This window comes from Thalassobellus sediminis (assembly GCF_044386045.1).
GTDB lineage: Bacteria > Bacteroidota > Bacteroidia > Flavobacteriales > Flavobacteriaceae > Thalassobellus > Thalassobellus sediminis.
Map to the genome: position 1 here is coordinate 248045 of NZ_JBISCD010000038.1, position 25039 is coordinate 273083.

29 protein-coding genes and 1 riboswitch are annotated in these 25039 nt (G+C 30.6%); of the genes, 20 read left to right on the plus strand and 9 right to left on the minus strand.

Features of this window, described 5'->3' with window-relative positions:
- Positions 1-75: 75 nt before the first annotated feature.
- The gene (locus ACH5TW_RS04480) at positions 76-1710 is read right to left on the minus strand and encodes an ABC-F family ATP-binding cassette domain-containing protein (RefSeq protein WP_439335280.1); all 1635 of its coding nucleotides are present in this window, start codon (positions 1708-1710) and stop codon (positions 76-78) included.
- Between the two features lie 133 nt (positions 1711-1843).
- On the opposite strand from ACH5TW_RS04480, the gene ACH5TW_RS04485 reads away from it, so the two are divergent.
- On the plus strand, positions 1844-2290 hold the full coding sequence (locus ACH5TW_RS04485; RefSeq protein ID WP_439335281.1) for a KTSC domain-containing protein: 447 nt from the start codon (positions 1844-1846) through the stop codon (positions 2288-2290).
- Here ACH5TW_RS04485 and ACH5TW_RS04490 read toward each other — a convergent pair whose 3' ends face one another.
- Positions 2291-3526, minus strand: a complete 1236-nt coding sequence (locus tag ACH5TW_RS04490) for a glycosyltransferase (RefSeq protein WP_439335282.1) — start codon at positions 3524-3526, stop codon at positions 2291-2293. It abuts the gene before it with no gap.
- 24 nt (positions 3527-3550) lie between these two features.
- Positions 3551-4024, minus strand: coding sequence for a heme-binding domain-containing protein (locus ACH5TW_RS04495; protein ID WP_439335283.1), 474 nt, complete (start codon positions 4022-4024; stop codon positions 3551-3553).
- Positions 4025-4061: 37 nt separating this feature from the next.
- Between ACH5TW_RS04495 and ACH5TW_RS04500 the strand changes: the two genes are divergently transcribed.
- The 3 genes from ACH5TW_RS04500 to ACH5TW_RS04510 all read left to right on the plus strand — a co-directional run bounded on the left by ACH5TW_RS04500 (position 4062) and on the right by ACH5TW_RS04510 (position 6260).
- Positions 4062-4640, plus strand: a complete 579-nt coding sequence (locus tag ACH5TW_RS04500; RefSeq protein WP_439335284.1) for an adenylosuccinate lyase — start codon at positions 4062-4064, stop codon at positions 4638-4640.
- Positions 4641-4714: 74 nt separating this feature from the next.
- Positions 4715-6058 (plus strand): adenylosuccinate lyase, encoded by a 1344-nt coding sequence (gene purB / locus ACH5TW_RS04505; protein ID WP_439335285.1) that lies wholly within the window; start codon positions 4715-4717, stop codon positions 6056-6058.
- A 4-nt stretch (positions 6059-6062) separates the two neighbouring features.
- Complete coding sequence (locus ACH5TW_RS04510) at positions 6063-6260, plus strand: hypothetical protein (RefSeq protein ID WP_439335286.1); 198 nt, start codon at positions 6063-6065, stop codon at positions 6258-6260.
- 52 nt (positions 6261-6312) lie between these two features.
- On the opposite strand, the gene ACH5TW_RS04515 is transcribed toward ACH5TW_RS04510, so the two are convergent.
- From ACH5TW_RS04515 to ACH5TW_RS04530, 4 genes are read right to left on the minus strand one after another with little or no spacing between them, the layout of a single operon-like run.
- A complete protein-coding gene (locus ACH5TW_RS04515) occupies positions 6313-6855 on the minus strand; it encodes a GFO_1091 family lipoprotein (RefSeq protein WP_439335287.1) in 543 nt (180 codons plus the stop codon).
- A 14-nt stretch (positions 6856-6869) separates the two neighbouring features.
- Positions 6870-7433: a GFO_1090 family protein gene (locus ACH5TW_RS04520; protein ID WP_439335288.1), complete on the minus strand. Its 564-nt coding sequence runs from the start codon at positions 7431-7433 to the stop codon at positions 6870-6872.
- 31 nt (positions 7434-7464) lie between these two features.
- Positions 7465-7959 (minus strand): PG0215 family putative anti-sigma factor, encoded by a 495-nt coding sequence (locus ACH5TW_RS04525; RefSeq protein ID WP_439335289.1) that lies wholly within the window; start codon positions 7957-7959, stop codon positions 7465-7467.
- Complete coding sequence (locus ACH5TW_RS04530; RefSeq protein WP_439335290.1) at positions 7946-8455, minus strand: GFO_1088 family ECF-type sigma factor; 510 nt, start codon at positions 8453-8455, stop codon at positions 7946-7948. Before ACH5TW_RS04530 ends, ACH5TW_RS04525 begins: the two co-directional genes overlap by 14 nt.
- A gap of 172 nt (positions 8456-8627) precedes the next feature.
- Between ACH5TW_RS04530 and ACH5TW_RS04535 the strand changes: the two genes are divergently transcribed.
- Together ACH5TW_RS04535 and ACH5TW_RS04540 are read left to right on the plus strand one after the other, a co-directional pair.
- Positions 8628-10061, plus strand: a complete 1434-nt coding sequence (locus ACH5TW_RS04535; RefSeq protein WP_439335291.1) for a GFO_1087 family putative carboxy terminal peptidase — start codon at positions 8628-8630, stop codon at positions 10059-10061.
- Positions 10062-10073: 12 nt separating this feature from the next.
- Positions 10074-10796, plus strand: a complete 723-nt coding sequence (locus ACH5TW_RS04540) for a Dph6-related ATP pyrophosphatase (RefSeq protein ID WP_439335292.1) — start codon at positions 10074-10076, stop codon at positions 10794-10796.
- A gap of 56 nt (positions 10797-10852) precedes the next feature.
- Here the strand turns inward: ACH5TW_RS04540 and ACH5TW_RS04545 are convergent, their stop codons facing one another.
- Positions 10853-12715 (minus strand): TonB-dependent receptor plug domain-containing protein, encoded by a 1863-nt coding sequence (locus ACH5TW_RS04545; protein ID WP_439335293.1) that lies wholly within the window; start codon positions 12713-12715, stop codon positions 10853-10855.
- Positions 12716-12780: 65 nt separating this feature from the next.
- A riboswitch (cobalamin riboswitch) is annotated at positions 12781-12988 on the minus strand.
- Between the two features lie 302 nt (positions 12989-13290).
- Between ACH5TW_RS04545 and ACH5TW_RS04550 the strand changes: the two genes are divergently transcribed.
- The 4 genes from ACH5TW_RS04550 to cobC are packed head-to-tail and all read left to right on the plus strand — an operon-like array spanning position 13291 to position 16159.
- On the plus strand, positions 13291-13794 hold the full coding sequence (locus tag ACH5TW_RS04550) for a bifunctional adenosylcobinamide kinase/adenosylcobinamide-phosphate guanylyltransferase (protein WP_439335294.1): 504 nt from the start codon (positions 13291-13293) through the stop codon (positions 13792-13794).
- A gap of 5 nt (positions 13795-13799) precedes the next feature.
- Positions 13800-14840, plus strand: coding sequence for a nicotinate-nucleotide--dimethylbenzimidazole phosphoribosyltransferase (gene cobT / locus ACH5TW_RS04555; protein WP_439335295.1), 1041 nt, complete (start codon positions 13800-13802; stop codon positions 14838-14840).
- 6 nt (positions 14841-14846) lie between these two features.
- Positions 14847-15608 (plus strand): adenosylcobinamide-GDP ribazoletransferase, encoded by a 762-nt coding sequence (locus ACH5TW_RS04560; protein ID WP_439335296.1) that lies wholly within the window; start codon positions 14847-14849, stop codon positions 15606-15608.
- The gene (cobC, locus tag ACH5TW_RS04565; protein ID WP_439335297.1) at positions 15593-16159 is read left to right on the plus strand and encodes an alpha-ribazole phosphatase; all 567 of its coding nucleotides are present in this window, start codon (positions 15593-15595) and stop codon (positions 16157-16159) included. The genes ACH5TW_RS04560 and cobC overlap by 16 nt, the downstream gene beginning before the upstream one ends.
- On the opposite strand, the gene ACH5TW_RS04570 is transcribed toward cobC, so the two are convergent.
- Complete coding sequence (locus tag ACH5TW_RS04570) at positions 16149-16799, minus strand: Dph6-related ATP pyrophosphatase (RefSeq protein ID WP_439335298.1); 651 nt, start codon at positions 16797-16799, stop codon at positions 16149-16151. The two genes, cobC and ACH5TW_RS04570, sit on opposite strands and share 11 nt — an antisense overlap.
- Positions 16800-16885: 86 nt before the next feature.
- Between ACH5TW_RS04570 and ACH5TW_RS04575 the strand changes: the two genes are divergently transcribed.
- From ACH5TW_RS04575 to ACH5TW_RS04620, 10 genes are all read left to right on the plus strand, one after another.
- Positions 16886-18028: an ABC transporter substrate-binding protein gene (locus ACH5TW_RS04575; protein WP_439335299.1), complete on the plus strand. Its 1143-nt coding sequence runs from the start codon at positions 16886-16888 to the stop codon at positions 18026-18028.
- Between the two features lies 1 nt (position 18029).
- Entirely contained in the window at positions 18030-19058 is a 1029-nt protein-coding gene (locus ACH5TW_RS04580; RefSeq protein ID WP_439335300.1) for a FecCD family ABC transporter permease, read from the plus strand.
- Positions 19058-19852 carry an ABC transporter ATP-binding protein gene (locus ACH5TW_RS04585; protein WP_439335301.1) on the plus strand — a complete coding sequence of 265 codons (795 nt, stop codon included), beginning with the start codon at positions 19058-19060 and terminating at the stop codon, positions 19850-19852. Before ACH5TW_RS04580 ends, ACH5TW_RS04585 begins: the two co-directional genes overlap by 1 nt.
- A 76-nt stretch (positions 19853-19928) precedes the next feature.
- Positions 19929-21314, plus strand: coding sequence for a DNA recombination protein RmuC (locus tag ACH5TW_RS04590; RefSeq protein WP_439335302.1), 1386 nt, complete (start codon positions 19929-19931; stop codon positions 21312-21314).
- Positions 21315-21481: 167 nt separating this feature from the next.
- Positions 21482-22021 (plus strand): acyl-CoA thioesterase, encoded by a 540-nt coding sequence (locus ACH5TW_RS04595; RefSeq protein WP_439335303.1) that lies wholly within the window; start codon positions 21482-21484, stop codon positions 22019-22021.
- A 50-nt stretch (positions 22022-22071) separates the two neighbouring features.
- The gene (locus ACH5TW_RS04600; protein WP_439335304.1) at positions 22072-22452 is read left to right on the plus strand and encodes an OB-fold protein; all 381 of its coding nucleotides are present in this window, start codon (positions 22072-22074) and stop codon (positions 22450-22452) included.
- The gene (locus tag ACH5TW_RS04605) at positions 22449-22982 is read left to right on the plus strand and encodes an ankyrin repeat domain-containing protein (protein WP_439335305.1); all 534 of its coding nucleotides are present in this window, start codon (positions 22449-22451) and stop codon (positions 22980-22982) included. The genes ACH5TW_RS04600 and ACH5TW_RS04605 overlap by 4 nt, the downstream gene beginning before the upstream one ends.
- Positions 22969-23739, plus strand: a complete 771-nt coding sequence (locus tag ACH5TW_RS04610) for a T9SS type A sorting domain-containing protein (protein ID WP_439335306.1) — start codon at positions 22969-22971, stop codon at positions 23737-23739. The genes ACH5TW_RS04605 and ACH5TW_RS04610 overlap by 14 nt, the downstream gene beginning before the upstream one ends.
- A 35-nt stretch (positions 23740-23774) precedes the next feature.
- The gene (locus ACH5TW_RS04615) at positions 23775-24623 is read left to right on the plus strand and encodes a DUF5777 family beta-barrel protein (RefSeq protein ID WP_439335307.1); all 849 of its coding nucleotides are present in this window, start codon (positions 23775-23777) and stop codon (positions 24621-24623) included.
- A 20-nt stretch (positions 24624-24643) separates the two neighbouring features.
- Positions 24644-25006: a hypothetical protein gene (locus ACH5TW_RS04620; protein WP_439335308.1), complete on the plus strand. Its 363-nt coding sequence runs from the start codon at positions 24644-24646 to the stop codon at positions 25004-25006.
- Positions 25007-25039 lie beyond the last annotated feature (33 nt).

The following is a 25039-nucleotide window of genomic DNA, read 5'->3' on the forward strand; positions in this document are numbered from 1 at the left end:
AAGCAACATTACAAAACAATTGAATTTAAGTTGTTTTGTAATGCTGTTTTTTTTATGAACCCAAGTATAAGACTTCTAGTTCAAATCAATCTGCTTCAAATTCTCAATACGGTTTCTAACTAAAAAATCGTCTATAGTTTCAAAATGTTCAATAACGCGTTGGTCTTTAAATTCGAAAACTTTTTGAGAAAGTCCTTGTAGAAAATCGCGATCGTGAGATACTAAAATGAGCGTCCCATCAAAAGACAATAAAGCTTCTTTTAAAACATCTTTAGATTTTAAATCTAAATGATTGGTAGGTTCATCAAGAATCAACAAATTCACTGGTTCTAAAAGTAGTTTTACCATGGCAAGTCTGGTTTTTTCTCCACCAGAAAGCACGCTTACTTTTTTATCAATATCGTCGCCTTTAAACATAAATCGACCTAAAATATTTTTTATTTGTGTTCGTATATCACCCTGAGCAACCTCATCTACGGTTTGAAAAATAGTTAAATTCTCATCTAACAACGATGCTTGATTTTGCGCAAAGTAACCCACTTTCACATTATGTCCTAAACTACATTCGCCATCTACATCTATCTCTCCCATAATAGCTTTAATCATGGTCGATTTTCCTTCGCCATTTCTACCAACAAACGATACTTTTTCGCCACGTGCAATAGACATATTGGCATTTTTAAATACCACATGCTCGTCGTATGCTTTAGACAACTCTTTAACAGTTACAGGATAATCTCCCGAACGTTGTGCGGGTGGAAACCTAAGCTTCAAGCTAGAATTATCTATTTCGTCAATTTCAATAATTTGAAGTTTTTCCAACATGCGTTCTCTTGAACTTACTTGGTTGGTTTTAGAGTACGTGCCTTTAAAACGTTCAATAAACGCCATATTATCGGCGATAAACTTTTGCTGCTCTTGATAGGCTTTTATTTGATGTTCACGGCGTTCTTCACGTAATTGTAAATAATGAGTGTAATTTGCTTTATAATCGTAAATACGCCCCATAGTAACTTCAATCGTTCTATTGGTAATATTATCAATAAACGCTTTATCATGCGAAATAACCATGACCGCTTTGGCTTTATTCAATAAAAAATCTTCTAACCAAATAACCGATTCAATATCAATGTGATTGGTAGGCTCATCTAAAAGAATTAAATCTGGTTTTTGTAATAAAATTTTAGCCAACTCAATACGCATACGGTATCCGCCACTAAATTCGCTTGTTAAACGCGTAAAATCTTCACGTTTAAAACCTAAACCTCCAAGAGCTTTTTCAACTTCGGCATCATAATTAACATCTTCTAATGCATAGAATTTTTCACCTAAATCGGAAACCTTTTCTATAATTTTCATATAGTCATCCGATTCGTAATCGGTTCTAGTTTCCAATTCTTTATTAAGACGTTCCATTTCGTCTCGCATTTCAAAAATATGCTTAAAGGCTTTTGAAGCTTCTTCAAAAACAGTACAATGATCTTCGGTTAATAAATGCTGTGGTAAATACGCAATAACAACATCTTTAGGATATCGCACATGACCTCGGGTTCCTTTTTGAACACCTGCAATAATTTTCATCATGATCGATTTTCCTGCGCCATTTTTCCCCATTAAAGCTATTTTATCGTTCTCATTTATGGTAAATGAAACATCACTAAATAAAGCTTGTCCACTAAATTCTACTGCTAAAGCATCAACTGAAATCATAGTTTATTTTTTAAAGCTGCAAAGCTAGAAAAAAGTGCGTTATTAAAAAGAAATAATGTTTTTATAACAATCTTTTCTCTTTCAGTATTTTATAAAGACTATCTTCGCGCCTTATTTTGAAAAAAGCCTGGTAATGAAACGTATAAACGAATACAAAAAATTGTTTAATGTTGAAAAAAACATTGAACTAAAACAACTAAAAAAAACATACCGAAATTTAGTTAAAGAATGGCATCCTGATAAGTTTCAAGCAGGTGATGAAAAAGCTATTGAAGCCGAATTGAAAAGTAGACAAATAATTGACGCGTATCATTTTTTAGTAAGTATTGCTCCAGAAACTAAAGCTGCAAATTTAGAAGAATACAATACAACCATAACGTCACCAATAATGGATTGGCAACACAAAGGCATGTTGTTAGAAATAACCTTTTTAGATGGTAATACTTATGAATACTTTGGTGTTAATAAAGCCTTGTATATTAAACTTTGTCAGTCTGATAAATTAACACGCTTTGCAAAGCGTAATATTTTTAACAGCTTTATTTATAGAAAAATTAAAAAAAATGAGGTTGAGGCTTAATTAATTTTTATTCTTTTCCTCAATCCACTTACTCATAAACTTAGTGCTTTGCATGGTATGATGCTGTATCATTTGCCCTGTGAAGTTATCTAATCTATGAATTTGTAAATTGTTTAAAATTGAATTTATTTTAAACACAAAATCAGAAACGAACAGTTGTTTATCAAAACGGGCATTCATTACAATAAACCCGTTTTTTTGTTTTCCGTTCCAAAAAATCTTGTTCGTATATAATTCAATAGCCTTATCTGCAAATTGTTCGACATCATCTGCTATAAAACCATTTGAATCAAATCCACCAAACATACCTTCAGCAGCAATTGATGTCATAACAGCAGGTGTACCGTTTAACATCGCATCAATAAGTTTACCTTTTAAACCTGCACCAAAACGTAAAGGTGCTAAACATACTTTAGCATTTTGCATCACTAAATTTGCATCTTCAGCAAATCCTTTAATAATGAAACCTTCTTTTTTATTGTTTAACTGAAGTACTTTTTCTGAAGCATAAGCACCATAAATATGCATTTCAACTTTTGGTAGTTTCTTTCTAATTAAAGGCCATATTTCTTCTTTTAAAAATAAAATTGCATTGTAGTTGGGTGCATGTAAAAAGTTACCAATAGTAATAAAGTGTTCTCTTTCCTTTATTTTTGGCAATTTCCGTTTAGCCTCCATTGAAATTACTTCGGTTAAAAAAGGCAAATAATATAAAAGATGAGCACTTACTTTAAATTGATTTTTTAATATTTCTATTTCTTCTTCTGAAATTATAAGACTTAAATCACATCTATAAATACTTGCTATTTCTCGCTTTGCTGTATCATTAAACAAATAAGTCTTGCTAAAAACAGACTGATCTTTAAGCGCTAGTTCTCTACCTTTTCTTAAACAATGCAAATCTTCGGCATCTAAAATTCTTAAAGTATTTGGGCATTGCTCAGAAACACGCCAACCAAATTGCTCTTCAACCATAAAACGATCAAACAGTACAATATCTGGATTTAAAGTTTTAACAAACACATCAAAACTATCGCTATTTAAAGCTATATCAACTTGCTCAACACCAATTTCAGTTAAATCAAAAGCATTCTCTTTTTTAGCACATGTACTAGCAAACGTTATTTTACAACCTGAAGATCGAAATATATCTATCAACTGCATCATACGGCTACCGGCAGCAGAACTATTAGGCTCCGGCCAAACAAAACCAATAATTAATATTCTTTTTTGCATTAGGTTACTAGACATAAATTAAATTTATTCTGGTTTAGGCATTAAACTATACTTTATACGAACCTGTTTTGCCCAATTAACAACAGATGCTATTTGTTCATCTGTAAGTTTAGCTTCTGTGTGTGTCCATGTATACGAAGGTAAAGGCATTTCCTTTTCTTCTACTTGTTCTATAATTTCTTCAAATTTATGGTCTTTTCGTTTTACTGAATTACCTACCCAATTAGAGAGGTTTAACTCATGCTTCCCTTCTTCTACATGATGATTTAACCAGTAATTAACAGGTGTTAAATTACTATACCAAGGGTATCTGGTAACATTGCTATGACAATCGTAACACGTTTCTTTTAAAATAAGCTTAACATCTTCTGGCGGATTGGTTTCTTCTAAAAAAGCATCTATAGAAGCAAAATCGCCTTGATTTTTTTCTGGACCGAAAAACTGTGAAATTAAAAGCAGGATTAATAAAACCCAAAGTATCTTTTTTATTATTCGCATTTTAGTAATTTTATATTTTAAAAATACTAAAATTCATTTGACTACAGCACAACTTTACAAAGAATTAAATTATGTCAATCATTCGCGTGAAAAACGTCTGCATTATGCACATTTAATGATTGACAACCCAGACTTAGTCCCTAAATTATTAGAAATTCTTTTTAGAGTTAATGATAAAATATCGCCACGTGCTGCTTGGGTTTTCGAATTTATGTGTAGTAATAACATTAATACTATTATTCCTTACTTAGATATTTTTACAGAACAGATGCATAAAGTTCATCTAGATTCTGCTGTAAGACCCGTTGCTAAAGTTTGTGAATTGATTGCCAAAGCATATACGTCAAAAGAAGATAATGAAATAAAAAAAGCATTAACCGCCATACATAAAGAACGTATTATTGAAGTTTGTTTTGATTATATGATTAATGATGAAAAAGTAGCTCCAAAAGCTTATAGTATGACAACACTTTTTATGTTTGGTAAAGCGTATGATTGGGTTTACCCCGAATTAGTCTTAATTTTAGAACGCGATTTCTCCTTACAAAGTGCCGCTTTTAAAGCACGAGCAAAACAAATACTGAAAAAAATAAAAAAGAGTCCTTCTAAAAACTAAAAACTTCCGTCTTCAATCTTCCGACTTCAGTCTAAAAATTCTATCTTTGCAACTTCTTAAAAAACAAACCATACATGTCATTATCACCACTTAACGCCATCTCTCCTATTGATGGAAGATACCGAAGTAAAGTAAACGAATTAGCACCTTATTTTTCTGAAGAAGCTTTAATAAAATATCGTGTTTTAGTTGAAATAGAATATTTTATTGCGCTTTGCGAAATTCCGTTACCTCAACTTGCAGCTATTGACACTGCCATTTTTGAAGATTTAAGAGCTATTTACAAAACCTTTTCTACAGAAGACGCTCTTGCTATTAAAAAAATTGAAAGCGTTACAAACCATGATGTTAAAGCAGTTGAATACTTTATAAAAGAAAAGTTTGATGCTTTAGGTTTATCTGAATACAAAGAGTTTATCCATTTTGGATTAACCTCTCAAGATATAAACAACACTGCCATTCCTTTAAGCATTAAAGAAGCAATGAATGATGTTTATGTTCCTGAATATTTAATTATTCTTGAAAAACTAAAAACATTAACTAAAGACTGGGCTGAAATTTCTATGCTTGCAAGAACTCATGGGCAACCAGCTTCTCCTACTAGATTAGGTAAAGAGATTGAAGTTTTTGTAGTACGTCTTCAAGAACAATTTAATTTATTGAATGATATACCAAGTGCTGCTAAATTTGGTGGTGCAACAGGTAATTTTAATGCACACCACGTAGCCTATCCAAATATTGATTGGAAAGCTTTTGGAGGTAGTTTTGTTCAAGAAAAACTAGGTTTACAACACTCGTTTCCAACTACTCAAATAGAGCATTACGATCATATGGCTGCTTTATTTGATACGTTAAAACGTATTAATACCATTATAATTGATTTAAACCGAGATATATGGACCTATGTATCTATGGATTATTTTAAACAAAAAATTAAAGCAGGTGAAGTTGGAAGTAGCGCTATGCCACATAAAGTAAATCCTATCGATTTTGAAAATAGCGAAGGTAACTTAGGTATTGCAAATGCTGTTTTCGAGCATTTATCGGCTAAACTACCGGTTTCAAGATTACAACGTGATTTAACAGATAGCACTGTTTTACGTAATGTTGGTGTTCCTTTTGGACATACTTTAATTGCTTTTAAATCGACTTTAAAAGGTTTAGATAAATTACTTTTAAATGAAAGTAAATTTGCTGAAGATTTAGAAAACAATTGGGCAGTAGTAGCTGAAGCTATTCAAACTATTTTGCGTCGTGAAGCATATCCTAATCCATATGAAGCTTTAAAAGGGTTAACAAGAACCAACGCTAAAATAAACAAAGATTCAATCTCAAATTTTATTGATACCTTAGAGGTTTCAAATTCAATTAAAGTAGAATTAAAACAGATTACGCCTAGTAATTATACAGGAATTTAAAGCTATGGCAATATTAAACGACAAACAATCTTTAATTCTTTGCGGCGTTATGGCCGGTGGAATTTTTGTTAGTGGAATTTTGGAAATTTTAACCAATTTTGTTGTTTTAACTATTTTAACACTTGTTTTTTTTACAATAATTCTGAATCTTTTTTTAATAAAGGAAAATTCAAAAAAAAAAGAAGATAACGATATCAAATAAAAAAGGTTTACCAAAATGGTAAACCTTTTTTATTAACATATATAATTAATTCTTACTTAAAGAAATTCATAATATCTGTAAGTTGGTTTTTATCAACTCCCGCCTTTTGTATCGCTCCTACTAATGTTACCATCTTATCTGGATTCATATTACTTCCTAATACACGAACAACACCAAACCCTAACTCTTTAGAACTTCCAAAAAGGATAATTTCATCTGCTTCTTCATCTGTTCCAATATATTTTACAACTATTTTATTTCCTTTATCGCTAAACTCCATTAGATCGTTATACTTAGCATTACTTAAAATAGTTTTTACTATGTCTATTTCTGCTTTTAATTCTTCAGCATTATTTTCATTAGCCTTATATCCTAAAAAATTCAATTTACTTACAGAATTATAAGCCACAGTTTGTTCTTTAGTAAAATTAGTCTGATCTATTTTCATCATAGACAATGGAATGTCTTGAGAAATAAAGTTTTTAGTCTCTTGCTTATCTACAAAATAACTTTGTAAACTTACACCAGTGCTACAGCTAACTAAGATAACTGTAGCAAATACGGTGCAAATTAATTGATTGATGGTTCGTTGCATGATTGAATGATTTATTAATTCTTTTTCTCTAAATGCTTACCGCCTGGTATATTCATTTTATCGGTAAGTTTAGATATTTCATTTAAATCGATATCGCCAGTAAGCGACACAATTACAGTTTCAATTTTACGTTGCTCTCCATTAATTTCAACCCCTTCACCTTTCATAGCTTTATCTATACCACTAACGAAGATTAAAAGTTCTTTTACATGATCGGCATCTTTACCTTCTTTAATATAAAATTTTACTTCGGTACCATCATCTTTAACTTCCATAAGTTCTTCTAACGAACTTGAACGCGATTTTACCCATTTTGAAAGATCGGCAGATATTGTTTTATTATCAGTTATTATCGTTTTAAAACTGGTAATACTTTTAACCATATCAATATAAGCTTTTGCTTCAGCATCATCTACATCAATACCCATTTTTGCTATCATTTGAAACATTTTTGGCTTAATGGAGACAAAAGTTACATCAGAATTGTCACTGTATTTTTCAAAAACATCTTTTTGAGCCATTCCTGTTAAAGGCATTAACATAATTGCCATTATTAATACTATTAATTTATTTTTCATTTTATTTATTTTAAAGGTTTTCATTATTTAATTATTTGTTTGTTTTAAAAATTATACTTGTTCCGTTTTCAATTTCATTAAGGTAACTTAAAGTAGACGTTCCTTTATTTACTTCGTTTAAGTAACTTACAGTAGAAGCTCCCTTATTAAAATGACTCGAAATCATTGCTAATGAATTTGATAGTTCATTATAAGCATCTTCAGGGTTATTATAAGTTCCATATACATATTCGTCATATGATGATGAAATCAATGGTTTTGTATAATAAATACTTAACATAAGAACAGCTACGGCTGCGACAGAAATCCATTTATAGTTAAATACTTTTTTAGTTTTTAATGGAATGTCTTTAGTAAATTGTTCTTCCTTGTTTACCAAAAAATAGGTGAACATGGGTTTGTACATTTCTAAATGTGGCGCTACAGTTTCTTGCGAAAAATAGTTTTTTAACTGCTGCTCTTCTTTTAGAGTTGTTTCTCCGTTCTCGTATTTTTCTAGTAATTCTTCTATATTATTTAATACCATAATTATGTGTATTAGTTAATTTTTCTCTTATTGTTTTTCTTGCTCTCGATAAGTTTACTCGTACTGCCGTGTTATTCATATCTAACATTTTTGCAATCTCATCAAAATCGTAATCTTCTATATCTCTTAATTGAATAATCATTTTTTGCTGCTCAGGTAACTCTTCAATTATTTTAGCAACCCAATTTACACTATCATTTAACTCAACTTGTTTTTGTAATTGTGTATTACCATCCTCATAGTTACTGTGTACAATTTTTAAATTTTGTGCTTGCTTTGACTTTAATTTATCAAAACAAAAATTCTTTGTCATAGTCATTGAAAATGCTTCTACATTTTTATACTCTTGCATCTTCGTTTTATTATTCCATAACTTCAACAAAACCTCTTGTGTTGCATCTTCAGCTTCTTCAGTAGACACTAGCAATCGTTTTGCTAAACGAAAGACCTTATCTTTAAAAGGCATTACAATATTTAAAAACTCTGTCTGAGTCATTTTATTTTTGGTTTGGTTTAGTTAAAACAACTCTATTAAGGCTGTTTGATATTACGACGATGCACATTCTATTTTGTTACAATGAAAATTAAATTCATTCATTTTATTTTTTTATTACACAATAATGTAAGTAAATTTAGGGTTTTATAGACTACTTATAAAAACTCAATAAATGAAAAATATAAAAGCCCTTGTTCTAATCCTCATAGTTGCTATTAGTACAGTAAGTTGTTTTGAAGATAATGATGACAATATTGTTTCTGCTAGTCAAATAAACGATTTCGTATGGAAAGGAATGAATGTTTTTTATCTCTATAAAGAAAATATTTCAAATCTTGCAAATGATAGGTTTACTAATAATGGTGAATATGCTAATTACTTAAATAGTTTTAATTCTCCCGAACAATTGTTCGAAAGCTTAATTTATGAAAGACAAACCATCGACAGATTTAGCTGGATAGTAGATGATTATTTTGAATTGGAAAATCAGTTTAATGGTATTTCAAACACAAATGGTATTGAGTTTGGTTTCTTTTCTAATCCTAACATTGCCAATGAAGGCATAGGTGTTATAAAATTAGTATTACCTAATAGCCCAGGTGATATTGCAAATTTAAAACGTGGTGATATTTTTTATGGTATAAACGGACAAAGGCTTACTAATCAAAACATAAATGAGTTATTAAGTCAAGAAACCTACACTTTAAATCTTGGTTTTTATAACGACAAAGGCACACCAGAAACAACAGATGATAGCATTGACCCATTAAATGAAGATATAACATTAACTAAAGTTCAATATACTGAAAACCCTGTTTACCAAACTAATATATTTAATATTGGTGGTAAAAATGTTGGTTACTTAATCTACAATGAGTTTAACAATAGTTTTGAAACGCAATTAAATGATGCCTTTGGTGAATTTAAATCAAATAACATTCAGCATTTGGTTTTAGATTTACGCTACAATCCAGGAGGCCGTGTAAGTACTGGAACATTTTTAGCAAGTATGATAACAGGACAATTCACAGGTGAAATTTTTAGTAAAGTTATTTATAATGAAGATTTACAAGAAGCAAATAACATCTACACTTTTGATACTAAAATAGAAAATGGCAATACCATTAATAGCTTAAATCTTCAAAAGCTTTATGTGTTAACAACAAGTAGATCTGCATCGGCGAGCGAGGGTTTAATAAATGGCTTAGCTCCATTTATAGAAATAGTACAAATAGGCACTAACACAACTGGAAAAACACAAGCATCTATTACAATTTATGACTCTGAAGATTTTGGAAGACAAGGTGCAAATCCAAATCACACATATGCTATGCAGCCTCTTGTTGCAAATGCTATAAATAAAAATGATGTGGCTGTACCAGGTTCTGGACTAACCCCATCAATTGGATTTGAATACCAAGAAAACCCTTTTAATTACGGGACATTAGGTGATATAAATGAACCCCTATTAGCAATTGCTTTAGCTGACATTGAAAATTCAACTTCTAAAATTTCAAAAATAAAATCTAAGGACAACTCTTCATTAAAATTAATATTTGACAGTAACGATCTTAATCCTTATGAAGGTGGTATGCGTATTGAATAAACATCTATAATTTTGAAAAAATACAAAACCTACTTTAACTGGAGTTCTGGAAAAGACTCGGCTTTAGCTCTCTACCACTTATTACAAGACGAACACTACTCTGTTGAAGAATTAATTACCACAGTAAATAGTCATTACAATAGAGTGTCTATGCACGGATTGAGAAAAGAATTACTCCTTGCTCAAACGGATGCTATTAATATTAAAGCGAACCTTATAGAATTACCAGAAATGCCAAGTATGGAAATCTATGAACAAAAAATGCTTGAAACGGTTTCTAGACTAAAAAACAACGGATTTACACATAGCGCTTTTGGTGATATTTTTCTAGAAGATTTAAGAACTTATAGAGAAGAGCAATTAGCCAAACAAGGTTTTAAAGCTGTTTTCCCTATTTGGAAACGAGATACAAAAACACTTCTAAACGAGTTTTTAGATTTAGGCTTTAAAACTATTATTGTTTGTGCCAATTCTAAATATTTTGGAGAAGACTTTGTGGGAACTATTATTGACAAAAACTTTATAGACAATCTTCCTGAAGGTGTTGACCCCTGTGGTGAAAATGGAGAATTTCACACTTTTTGTTTTGATGGACCCATTTTTAAAAACCCTATTCCTTTTACTATTGGCGAAAAAGTATATCGTGAATATAACGCTCCAAAATCTGACGATGATTCTATTTGTAAAAGCGACTCTGAAAAATACGGGGTTTGGTATTGCGATTTAATTCCATAAAAAAATGCCACCATATAGAAGTTATGGTGGCATTTAAAATTGACTTTATTCTCTCACTATAAAGTCAATTGAAATCCTAATCTAACATTTCTTCCTTTGGTTGCATAACCTGGCACATCTACATAATCTTCATTTAAGATGTTATCAAGCCCTCCAAAAAACTTAATTTTATTTTTCAAAGCTGTATGACTTACATACAAATTAACTAAACTAAAGCTATCTAAAAGTGGCACAAAACTATTTTCGAACCTATCATGAGTGTATTGGTAAGATAGAGAAGCGAAAGTAGTTTTAGAAAAATCGTAACCCAATTGTAAATTAGCTTTATGCTTAGGTATTCTACGAGCTAAACTTTCTTTATATTCTGTAAATGTATAATTAGCTGTAACAGATAATTTCTCAACTGGTGTTGTATTAACTTCAACCTCTACACCACGCGCATGTAACTTATCTATAGCATTTAAATAGCCTCCATTAAGCCATAACACGGTATTTTTTTCTTCTCTGTTAAAGAAAAGCCCTGTTACTCTAAAATTATTATTTAGTTTAAATTCAGCTCCAGCTTCTATAGTTCTATTCTCTTCTGGTTCTAAATCTAGATTAGCACCAAAATCACCAAATAGTTGAGATAAAGAAGGGGTTATAAATGATGTACTAAAAGACCCAAAAATCTTTGTGTAACGATCTTCATCAGATTTAATAGTAAATGAAGGATTTAAATTATATGTAAAATGAGATCCATAGTCACTGTGATTATTTAAGCGTGCTCCCGTATTAATATTTAATCCAAAATCTGAAACATATACAAAATTAGCATACGGGTCAACGATAGTAAACCTTACATCGTTAGCAAATACAGCCTTATTTTCAATAGCATTCAAACCAACAATAGTATAGAACATTTTATCAAAAACATATTTATTATAAACATCTAAAACATAATTTTTAGAATTAAATATAGAAGGGAAAGCAGAAATAAACTCTCTTTCATACTCACTATAAGCAGCATTTAAATTTACGCTACCATTTCTATATTTAAATTTAGAAGAAATACCTACTCGAGATTGTTCATTATTAAACTCATCATCAGTATCAACTAAACTAAAATTAGAATCGTACCCATCAATTTCTGATTTTGTATCCGTAAAATTTCCGTATACATTTAAAGAAAAAGCGTTACTAAACTTATAACCCAAATTAACATCTACGCCATATTTATTGTAAACATCTTTCTCATTATTATCGCTAATTACAGCAGAAATACCATCAGAAAATTGATTACTAAATGCAGCACGATATGTAAACTTATTTAAAGTTCCACTTAATGCAACACTATTATTAAAATCGGCAATTTTATAATTTTGATCAGATTCCGTTTGATTTGTTCCGAAACTTGAAGAAAAAACGGCGCTAATTTTTTTAGCATCTGCCTTTTTTGTTGTGATATTTATAACTACTGATGCAGCTCCACTACCATATAAAGTACTTGCCGCTCCTTTAATTATTTCTATAGACTCAATTTGATTTAAATTTAAAAGTCTAAGATCATACTCAATATTAATTTGAGATGGATCACTTACTTGAATACCATCAATTAAAACTAAAACTTGACGATTACGACCTCCTCGAGCGTATACACCTAAATTCTGACCGGCATTACTTCTACTACCGTTAATTTCGATACCTGATTGTGCATTAATTAATTCTGAAACCGTTCTTCCTTGATTTCTTTCAATATCAATTCTTGATATTTTAATAACAGACTTCCCTGAGTTTTCACGTTTTAATTTAAAACGAGAATCTGTAATAACAACTTCATCTAGTTGTTCTACTTTTGTTGAATCTACCTGCTGTTGTGCAAATCCAATCATAGATATACCAAAACATAGTACACCTAAAACATTTGTTTTTTTGTTCATTTTAATGAATAATTAATCGAGATGGTATGTATTATCATACGCAAACTTTTATCCCGAAAGTTTAACTTATTTGTTTCGAATTGGCAGGTCTCCTGACTTGCGTCTTAATAGATGTCTTCCCAGATATATTATCCAGTGACTTGAAGTATACTATTAAGCATCCTAATAAAAGGACTAAGCTTACAGTTGCGGGAACAGTTCTGGATTTTAACCAGATTCCCTTTTAATTTGTTCAGTTTAATACTGAACAAAACCAAATTCTGTGCAAAAATAATTGTTTTAATTTAACTTCTCTTATAAACTTTACTCTTTCTTATTCATTTTACAAATAAGATAAATAAACCCTATAAGAAAATGAGCTATAATTACGCCGCCTACTATCATATAGTATTATATCGGAATCATTTCTCATTGTCAAATACTTTTGCCAAAAGTAATAAGCTATAAAATATCTAAAGATGACAATTATCATATCCTACTCATGAAATACATTTTTTATAATCATAAAGCTTTTTATGACGTAATTATTAAAAAAATAATAACCTTTGTAACCAAGAATCAACAACACAAAATTTATGATTTATTACATAACAGGAGGCGAACGTTCTGGTAAAAGTAGTTATGCTCAAAACTTGGCATTATCACTTTCAAATACACCAAAATATGTTGCCACATCTCGCATTTGGGGAGACGACCACAGAAATCGTATTGACAGACATATTGCAGATAGAGACGAACGTTGGACCTCTATTGAAGAAGAAAAAGTATTAGCTTCCGTTATAGAAACCAAAGATGTTGTTGTTATTGATTGTGTCACACTTTGGCTTACTAATTTTTATGTTGATACTAAAAATGATATTGAAAAATGCCTAGAATTAGCTAAAATAGAATTCAATAAACTACTAGATATTGATGCTACAATAATTATAATTTCTAATGAAATTGGAATGGGTGTACATGCACAAACAGAAGTTGGTAGAAAATTCACAGAATTACAAGGTTGGGTGAATCAACACATAGCTAAACATGCAGATAAAGCAACCATGATGGTTTCTGGCATACCATTAATTCTTAAATAATAACTATGATAAATATTGTCTCAACTCAAAATCCAGAATTAGAAGTTGCGCTTCAAAAAAAAATTGATTTAAAAACAAAACCATTAGGTTCTTTAGGCGATTTAGAACATTTAGCTTTTAAAATAGGCTGCATTCAAAATACTGAAACTCCAAAAATATCGAGCCCAACCATTGTTGTTTTTGCAGGCGATCATGGTATTGCTAAGAAGGGAGAAGTTAACCCTTTTCCGCAAGAAGTAACAGCACAAATGGTTTATAATTTTGTAAACGGAGGTGCTGCTATAAATGTACTTACAAAAACGAATGACATTAATTTAAAAGTTGTAGATGCAGGCGTTAATCATAACTTTGAAAACAACTTAAACATTATTGATGCTAAGATAACACTGGGAACAAAAAACTACCAAGACGAACCTGCAATGACATTACAAAAATGTCAAAATGCTATGGATAAAGCGGGTGATATTATAAGCCAAATTCATTCTGAAGGCTGTAATACGATAGGTTTTGGAGAAATGGGAATAAGCAACACATCATCGGCATCATTACTTATGGCTTATTTTATGAATGTACCAGTTGTCGAATGTGTTGGTTCAGGTACTGGTTTAAATTCAGAAGGTATTAATAAAAAAAGCCGTATTCTTTCCGAAGTTTATAAAAAACACAAACCTCAAAGCCCAAAAGAAGCTTTAGCCACTTTTGGAGGCTTTGAAATAGCTATGCTATGTGGTGCTATTTTAAAAGCTGCAGAGTTAAAAATGGTTATTGTTATTGATGGCTTTATTGTTTCTTCAGCTCTTTTAACTGCACAAGCAATAAATAAAAACGTATTAGATTACTGCATATTTGCACATAACTCTAACGAACAAGGTCATACTAAAATATTAGACTTTCTTAATTCTAAACCACTATTATCATTAGGTTTAAGGCTTGGAGAAGGCACAGGAGCCGCTTTAGCAATACCGTTATTAAGAGGTTCGGTAGATTTTTTAAATAATATGGCAAGTTTTGAAAGTGCTGGAGTTAGTGGCGAAATTGAAAAATAATAAACAATGAAAAAAGAAATCCAAATATTCTTAACAGCCATTATGTTCTTTACAAGAATTCCCTGTCCAAAATGGGTAGATCATAAACCTGAGTTTTTGCAAAAAAGTGCAAAATATTTTTCGCTGGTTGGCATTATCGTTGGAAGTATAGGTGCTTTAGTTTATTATGGTTTCTCTTATATTTTTTCTACTGAAATAAGCTTACTTCTAAGTTTGGTTTCTACAATATATGCTACAGGTGCTTTTCATGAAGATGGATTTGCAGATGTATGTGATGCTTTTGGAGGCGGATGGACAAAAGAGAAAATTTTATTAATTATGAAAGATTCTCGTTTAGGAACTTATGGCGTTTCAGGGCTAATTTTAATTCTTGCTGTTAAATTCTCAGCCTTAAGAGAAACACCTATTCATATCATTCCTTTAACTATTATTGCAGGACATAGCGTTAGCCGTTTTATAGCAACCACTTTAATTTATACGCACCCGTATGTAAGAGACACAGACGATAGTAAAGCAAAACCTGCTGCCAAAAACATTAAGCTAAGTATGGTTATTGTTAGTGCTATATTTGGGTTAGCTCCTCTACTCTTTTTTAAATCACCTTATATTTTCTTAACATTAATTCCCTGTTACTTAGCAAAAGTCTATTTAGGTACTAAATTTAAAAAATGGATAGGTGGACAAACTGGAGATTGTGCTGGTGCTGTTCAACAATTAAGTGAAGTTGTTTTTTATTTAAGTGCGATTGCTCTATGGAAATTTATTTAATAAGACATACAACACCCGATATTGAAAAAGGTATTTGCTACGGCCAAAGTGATTTAGGTCTAAAATCTAATTGCTCTGAAGAATTTGAAGCTATTTCGAATCAAATTGAACTAAAAAAAGATTTCAAAGTTATATCTAGCCCTTTAAAACGCTGCAAACTATTAGCAAAACAGTTTAATGATGAGATCGTTTTTGACGATCGCTTAAAAGAACTAAATTTTGGAGATTGGGAACTCAAAGCTTGGAACGATATACCCGAAAAAGATAGTAATCCTTGGATGGAAGACTTTGTAAATGTTGCTGTCCCAAATGGCGAATCGTATATACAGTTAGCCTCAAGAGTTCATGCTTTTTTTGAAGAAATCACCCATTCAGAAAGTAATCAGGACTTAATAATTATATCACATGCTGGCCCCATAAGAGCGATACTTGCTAAACTTTTAAAGCTTCCGCTGAAAGATTCATTCAACATTAAAATTAATTACGGCGATATATTTCATCTAAAGAAAGAAAATGAATCCTTAAAACTCGTTACAGAAATTAAACTTTAAGAACTAAGTTCGCAAAATTGTAATTACTTGATTTCGCTTTTTCTTTTATCTCAACTTCGATGCGGTTTTTAAAAAATGGTGCGTTTACAACTAAGGTATGAAACTCACCGTTTTCACCACAAGCATCAACACCTAAGGCTTCAAACTCAGCAATTATAGCTTCATCAATAATGCGTCCCAAAAAATCTGGACCAAGAACGTTGTTACAAGATACAATCATTGCTTCCAATCCAACTTCAATCATATCTAAAACCAATTGTTTTCTGTCACCTTGCCAAAGCGGCAAAACAGCTTCTAGATTTGCTGCTTTAGATACTTTTTCTTCCCAAGCACGATGCGATTCAATATCTATATCACCAAAAACACTATATGCAATAGGATAATCTTTAACAAGTGTTTTTAAACTTTCAATATATTTTGCCTCATAATCTGTCCATGTACTGCTAAAAAAATGGATAGGTAAATCTAAAGCTTCAGCCTGAGCTTCTAAAACATTTTTAGGTATGCCATGAGAACGCGATCTATCACCAAACTCATTCATAACATTTAAAAGTACCATTGGTTTATAACCTTGCATAATAGCTTTATAAAAGGCATAACAACTATCTTTACCTCCACTCCAAGAGCACAAAAAATTCATTATAAAGTATTTTAAATGCTCAAAAGTAGTTTTATATTGACTTTATTACAAAAAAAATAATGACCTTTGACAGATATTTTTTTTAGATGCGTTATATACTAATTTTATTAAGTAGTTGTTTATTTTTTTCTTCATGTAAAGAGAAAACAAACACTAAGACAGTAGATCCAAAAACAACTGAAATAGTTTCTAAAAACATTAAATATGCTAAAGGTTTTTCTATAAACGTCTATAATAACTATAAAGAAATTATAGTAAATACTGCATGGCCTAATAGCAAGAAAACTTTTAAATATATTTTAATAAAAGATGGACTAGCTATTCCTGAACATGATAGCAACACCACTGTCATTAAAATTCCAATTAAAAAAGTTGTAGTTATGTCTACAACAAATATTCCTGCATTAGAATATTTAAATGTAGAAGACAGATTAGTTGGGTTTCCTAACACAGATTATATTTCATCTAAAAAAACAAGACAACTAATTGATTCTGGTAAAGTAAGAGATTTAAATAACGACTTAGAAATTAACATGGAATTGCTCTTAAACATAAATCCTGAGTTGGTTATTGGGTTTTCTGTTAATGGTAATAACAAGTCTTTAAACAAAATAGAAAAGTTTGGAATACCTGTTGTTTTAGATGGTGCTTGGACGGAGCAACACCCATTAGGGCGCTCTGAATGGATAAAATTTATAGCCGCTTTTTTTGATAAAAATGAAGAAGCAAAGATACTCTTCGATAAAATTGAAACTGATTATTTAGAAGCTAAAGCGCTTGCTAAAAAAACAAATACTATTCCAACCGTAATGTCTGGATCTTTATTTAAAGAGGTTTGGAATATTCCTGGAGGTCATAGTTTTGTTTCAAAATATTTGGAAGACGCCAATACTGATTACCTTTGGAAAAACGACCAATCTACTGGAAGTCTTCAACTAAATTTTGAAAATGTTCTAGAAAAAGGACAAAATGCTGACCTATGGATTGGTGTTGGTTCTTTTAAGAACAAAAACGAAATGATTTCAAATAGTAAAAGTTATGGCTATTTTGAAGCTTTTAAAAACAGTAAAACATATACGTATACAAATAAAATTGGTCCAAAAGGCGGTCTTCTTTATTTTGAATTAGGGCCTTTACGTCCCGATTTAATTTTAAAAGATATTATAAAAATTGCACATCCAGAACTACTACCAACCTATGAATCTTACTTTTTCAAAGCATTAGAATAAATTGGAAACTACTAAGTCATATAAAATTGCATTCATCCTATTAGCTTTAGCTACTCTGGCTTGCTTTTTTATTAATATTGGTTTAGGTTCTATTTCTATACCAAATTCAGAAATATTTAAAAGTTTTCTGGGGCCAATAGATAATACCTCTTGGCAACATATTATTATAGATTACAGATTACCAAAAGCATTTACCGCGATTATTGTTGGCTCTGGTTTAGGTATTTCTGGATTAATGATGCAAACACTTTTTAGAAATCCACTTGCCGGCCCTTTTGTTTTAGGTATTACATCTGGTGCAAGTTTAGGTGTCGCTTTAACTATTATGGGAGCTTCTATATTTGGTGGCATGTTATCTACAATTTTAGCTTCTAACTGGAGTACTGTTATTGCTGCGAGTCTTGGTAGTTTTTTAGTATTACTTGCCGTAGTTATTGTATCTACTCGAGTAAAAGACACCATGGCCATTCTTATAATTGGGCTTATGTTTGGAAGTATAACAGCAGCTGTTGTAAGTGTGCTATCTTACTTTAGTTCTGCCGAAGAATTACAACAATATATTTTTTGGGGGTTTGGAAGTTTAGGTAATTTAACCTGGGAAGAACTTCTGGTTTTATTCATTATTTACTTTACAGGAATACTTATAAGTTTAAGTTCTATAAAATCACTAAACACCTTATTGCTTGGAGAAAATTATGCAAAAAGCCTAGGTTTAAACATTAAAAGAAGTCGATTATCATTAATAATATCAACCAGTTTACTTGCTGGTACTATTACCGCTTTTGTAGGACCTATTGCTTTTATAGGTTTAGCAATACCTCACATGACAAGACAAATATTTAGCACATCTAATCACAAAATATTACTACCAGCTGTATTTTTACTAGGAGCCATTGTTATGTTAATTTGCGACAGTATTGCACAATTACCAACGAGCGATTATACATTACCTATAAATGCTATAACCTCTCTAATTGGGGCTCCTGTTGTAATTTGGTTATTGGTTAGAAAACGTAAAATGATGTTTTAATGGAAGTTGATAATAAAAATATCGTTCTAAAAACTGTAGATTTATCTATAGGATACACCTCTAAAAAAGGTAAAACTATTGTTGCTTCTAACATTAACATTGAATTACATAAAGGTGAATTAATTGGACTTATTGGAGGTAATGGTATTGGTAAATCTACCCTATTAAGAACTTTAACTAAAGTTCAGAATCCACTTGATGGCACCATTTTTATTAATGATAAAGATATTTCAAAATATACGTCAATAGATTTAGCTAAAGCAATGAGTTTGGTTTTAACTGAACCCATTTTATCAAAAAATTTATCGGTATTAGAATTGGTGGCTTTGGGCAGACAACCTTACACGAACTGGGTTGGTAATTTGTCTAAAAAAGATAAGACTGCCATTTACAAAGCATTACAACAAACAAATATTGAAAATTTAAAAGATAAAAAGTGTTATGAATTAAGTGATGGGCAACTTCAAAAAGTAATGATTTCCCGTGCTTTGGCTCAAGACACCGACCTTATCATTCTTGATGAGCCTACCACGCATTTAGACATGTATCACAAAGCCTACGTGCTTAAACTGCTTCAAAAATTAGCTAAAGAAACCAATAAGACTATTTTGTTTTCGTCTCACGAGATAGATTTAGCAATTCAGCTATGTGACACAATTGTTGTTATGACTAAAGATGGAGTAGTATCAAATCAACCTTGTAATCTTATTGAAGAAGGTACATTTAATACATTATTTCCTGAAGATTTAATTGCTTTTGATAAAAAAACAGGAAGTTTTAGGGTGAAAAAGTAAAATTTATAAATCTTCCACCTTCCATCTTTCGTCTTCATTTCAAAACATTTATATTTGATTAAATTACTTTTTCAAAATGAACGATAACCTTATTCTAATTTTATCCGTTTTAATTTCTCTAGCTATTGGAGGTTATCTAGGGATACTTTTCACCAAACTAAAAAGTAAAAGCGAAAAAAGTACTTTAGAAGAACGGAACACTAATTTACAGCAGCAATTAACAGATTTACAATCTTTTAACACTGCTGAAAATGAAAAAACAAATGCCAATTTCAATCTTCAAATTAATCAATTAAAAGAAACAATTTCTAAAATTGAAACGGAGCGTGAAGCCATAAGAAGTGAAAAAGAATTTTTAAACACAGAATTAGCTAGAAGAAATTCGGAATACGAAAACCTTCAACAACAAAACATCAAGCGTGATGCTGAAATAGAAGAACGCCAAGAGCAATTACGTAAAGATTTTGAATTACTGGCCACCAAAATACTTGATGAAAAATCTGAAAAATTTACACTTCAGAATAAAGAAAATATTAAAAATATTTTAAATCCACTTCAAGAAAAAATCAAAGTCTTTGAAGAAAAGGTCGATTTAACCCAAAAGGAAAGCATCAGTATGCATTCGGCTTTAAAAGAGCAATTGTTAGGTTTAAAAGATTTAAACCAACAAATGAGTAAAGAAGCCACCAACCTAACTAGAGCTTTAAAAGGCGACAGTAAAATGCAAGGAAACTGGGGCGAATTGGTTTTAGAGCGTGTTTTAGAGAAATCGGGCTTAGAAAAAGATAGAGAATATTTTGTACAACAAAGTTTTACTTTAGAAAGCGGATCTCGTGTATTACCGGATGTGGTTTTACATTTACCCGATGGTAAAAAAATGATTATTGATAGTAAAGTATCTTTAACCGATTACGAACGTTTAGTAAATGCTGATGATTACGATAAAAGCACCTATTTAAAAGCGCATGTAAATTCTATAAAAAGACATGTCGATCAACTTTCAGAAAAAAACTATCAAGACTTATATGATATAGAATCGCCAGATTTTGTACTCATGTTTATCCCTATTGAACCTGCTTTTGCCGTAGTTGTAAATGAAGACAATAGTATTTATAACAAAGCTTTTGAAAAAAACATTGTAATTGTAACACCTTCTACTCTACTTGCAACACTTAGAACGATTGATTCTATGTGGAATAACGAAAAGCAACAACAAAATGCCATTGAAATAGCAAGACAAGCTGGTGCTTTATATGATAAATTTCATGGTTTGGTTATTGATTTAACTGGTGTAGGTAAAAAAATTGATGCCGCCAAAACTGATTATTCTGCAGCCATGAATAAATTAGTTGATGGTAGAGGCAACTTAATTACTAGTGTAGAAAAACTAAAAAAAATGGGAGCTAAAGCAAAAAAATCGCTTCCAGAGGCTATAATAAAACGTGCTGAAGAAGAATCATAAAGTACTTTCCTAATTACTGTATTGCGCAATTCTTGCATTAATAATTATTAAAATTATTATTTTTAGATAAAAATTTCAGAACTCATTAAAAATGTTATTCACCTGATTTATCTAGAAGAATATATTACTACTTTAGTTGTATAAAATAATTAAAAGTTAAAGCACTCATGTATAAACACCCTAGAGAATCACAAGTTACTATTACAGAATTAATGCTGCCTGCACACTCTAACTTTAGCGGTAAAATTCATGGTGGTTATATTCTAAATTTAATGGACCAAATAGCATTTGCTTGCTCTTCTAAACATTCTAGACATTACTGCGTTACAGCATCTGTAAACAAAGTTGATTTTTTAAATCCTATTGAAGTTGGGGAGCTAGTTACATTAAAAGCTTCTATAAATTATACAGGAAGAACCTCTATGGTTGTTGGTGTTCGTGTAGAATCAGAAAATATTCAAACAGGAGAAACTAAGCACTGTAATTCATCTTATTTCACCATGGTTGCTAAAGATGAAAACGGTAAAAACGTACCAGTTCCTGGAATTATATTAGATAACGAACAAAGTGTTAGACGCTTTGCTAGGAGTATCACAAGACAAGAACAAGCTAAAACAAGGTCTAATAAGTTTAAATCTTCAGAATTTAAAATTGAAGAACATATTGAATCTATAAAAGCACAAAATGCCAAAATAGATTTAAAATAATATAAATTATTACGTATTTTTAAGTCGTATCATTAAACACCTCTGTTAAAATGCGTAAAATAATTATATTTATTTTTATAATTTTATTAGCTATTATAGGTTACAATTATATATATCAAGATCATCGAGATATAAATTCTGAGCAAACTGATTTTTCATTAACCCCAACTACGATTTTAAATGAATTTTCTATAAACCCTAGTGCTTCAGAAAAAAAATATTTAAATAAAACCATAGAAATAGAAGGAAATATTACAGAAAAAAACGCTAACAACCTTACTTTAGACAACAAGGTCTTTTGCCAACTTATAAATAACACTCAAAATACCCCAGTAAACAATTCACCAATTAAAGTAAAAGGAAGGGTTATAGGTTATGATGATTTATTAGAACAAGTAAAACTAGATCAATGTACAATTCTAAAAAAATGAAAAAAAACTACTTTCTAATACTATTAATTTTCTGTTCTTCATTATATGCGCAAAAAGACATATATGATGTTTGCCGTAACGGAACAGTTGAAGAAATATTAAAATTATATAAAGCAAACCCAAACATTATCAATACAACGAATAATTCTGGTTACTCTCCTTTAATTTTAGCGTGCTATCATGGAAATAATAATATAGTTTCTTTTTTAATAGACAAAGTAAAAGACATTAATGGCTCTAGTGAATATGGCACGCCATTAATGGCTGCTGTTGTAAAAGGAAATATAAAAATTACAAAACTTTTATTAGACAAAAAAGCAGACCCAAATATTACAGATCCAAATGGAACAACAGCATTACATTATGCTGTACTCTTTAAACTTACAGATATTGCAAAATTATTAGTAAAATCTGGAGCTAAATACAACTTAAAAGACAATAATGGAAAATCAGCTTACGATTATGCTTTTATTAACAACAACGAAGAACTACTAAACCTTATAAAAAAACAACCAAATGAAAAAAATTAATTTATTTCTATTCATTTTAACAATTGGTATGATTTCCTATTCTCAAACCAGTTCTACAGGAATTATAAATTTATCGTCTACTAATGGTTTAGAATACACAGCACAAATAGACATAACATCTGCTAAAGTTACATTAACATTAATTGGTCCTGATGATAGATGGTTAGCATTGGGCTTTGGAACTAGTGCGATGTCCACAAATAAAGATGTTGTTATATTTACAGGTACAACCTTAACAGATAGAACCTTTACAGGACTAGGCAGCACACCTATACTTGACAATAATCAAGATTGGACTGTAACATCAAACACAGTTACTTCTGGAAAGCGAACATTGGTTGCAACTCGAGTATTAAATACAGGAGAAAGTAATGACTATGTTTTCAGCACTTCAGATACTTCAATAAATTTAGTTTGGGCTAGAGGAAATGGCGCTACTTTTAATCTAGGAAACCATGGTAGCTCTAATAGAGGCGCTACCTCTAGCGGTATTACACTTAGCATAGACGACAATAACTTAGCATCTAATTTTAGTTTATTTCCAAACCCTACATCATCAAAATTGAATATTGTATTACCAAATACTACTAAAAAAGCTTCCATTAATGCTTTTGATATTTTAGGAAAACAAATATTTAATAAAACAATTTCTAATTTAAATACTTCAATAGATGTTTCTTCTTGGAGTAAAGGTATTTATTTAATTAAAATATTTTCTGAAGGAAAAACAAGTACCAAAAAATTCATAAAGGAATAATAAAACACATCAAACAAAACAAATTTTAAAACAGAATGAAAAAACTCTTAATACTTCTCTTATCATTACCTTTATTTACCTATTCTCAAAATGATTTGTTAAATGAAATTGATTCTGATTCAACAGGGACTGAATATGCAACAGCAGCTTTTAAAGGCTTAAAAATTGTAAATTTCGAATCGACTAAATTAGTAGCAAAAAAAGAATTTACATTTATAGTTTCTCATCGATTTGGAAGTCTTAAAAATGGTATCGATACCTTTTTTGGTCTAGATGAAGCAGTTACAAGATTAAATTTCGTGTTTGGTATTACAAATAACTTGAATATTGGTATTTCAAGAAGTTCTTTATTAAAAATTTATGATATATCCTTAAAATACAAACTTTTAAGACAAAAAGATGGTGGTTCTCCTTTTACAATAGTAGGCTATAATTCTATTTTAATTAATACTGCTTTAGAAAAAGCTAATTTACCATTGCTTGAATTTAAACACCGTTTAGGATATACCGCCCAATTATTAATATCTAGAAAAATTAACAGCAATTTCTCTTTTGAATTAGCTCCTACTTTTTTTCATGATAATTATGTTATTATGGATAATCAAGATAATTCGCAATATGCAATTGGCTTTGGTGGACGCTATAAACTTAACAAACGCTGGTCTATAAATGCAGATTATGGTTATCATTTAAATAGGGCAGACAATTCTCCTTTTAAAAATCCGTTATCTATTGGTATAGACTTAGAAACTGGAGGACATGTATTCCAAATGCATTTTACTAATGCGCAAGCTATGAATACCAATGGATTTTTAGGTCAAGGATCGGGAGATTGGAGTGATGGAAATATTTATTTTGGCTTTAATTTAAGCCGAAGATTCTAAAAAAAACTAAAAATAAACTTATGAAATCAATAAATTTACTTTACACATTCTCAGTAGCATTAATTCTATTTAACTGCTCTAACAGTAGTACTGAAGATCTTTCAGATTCAACTCAAGATCCAGACACAACTGTAAAAACAACTTATGATAAAGATATTAAAACAATTATGAATGATAATTGTATTCAATGTCACGGAACACCACCAACAGGAGGCGCGCCATCTTCATTTACAACGTATACTCAAGTTAAAAATAGTGTAAATTCAATATTAAATCGGATTAATAGTTCTGGATCAGCTGTAATGCCTCCATCAGGACAAATGCCATTAGCTACAAGAGAAATGATACAAAAGTGGAAAGACGACGGTCTTTTAGAAAATTAATTTTGGCAACATTTTTGATTTGTATATTAAGTT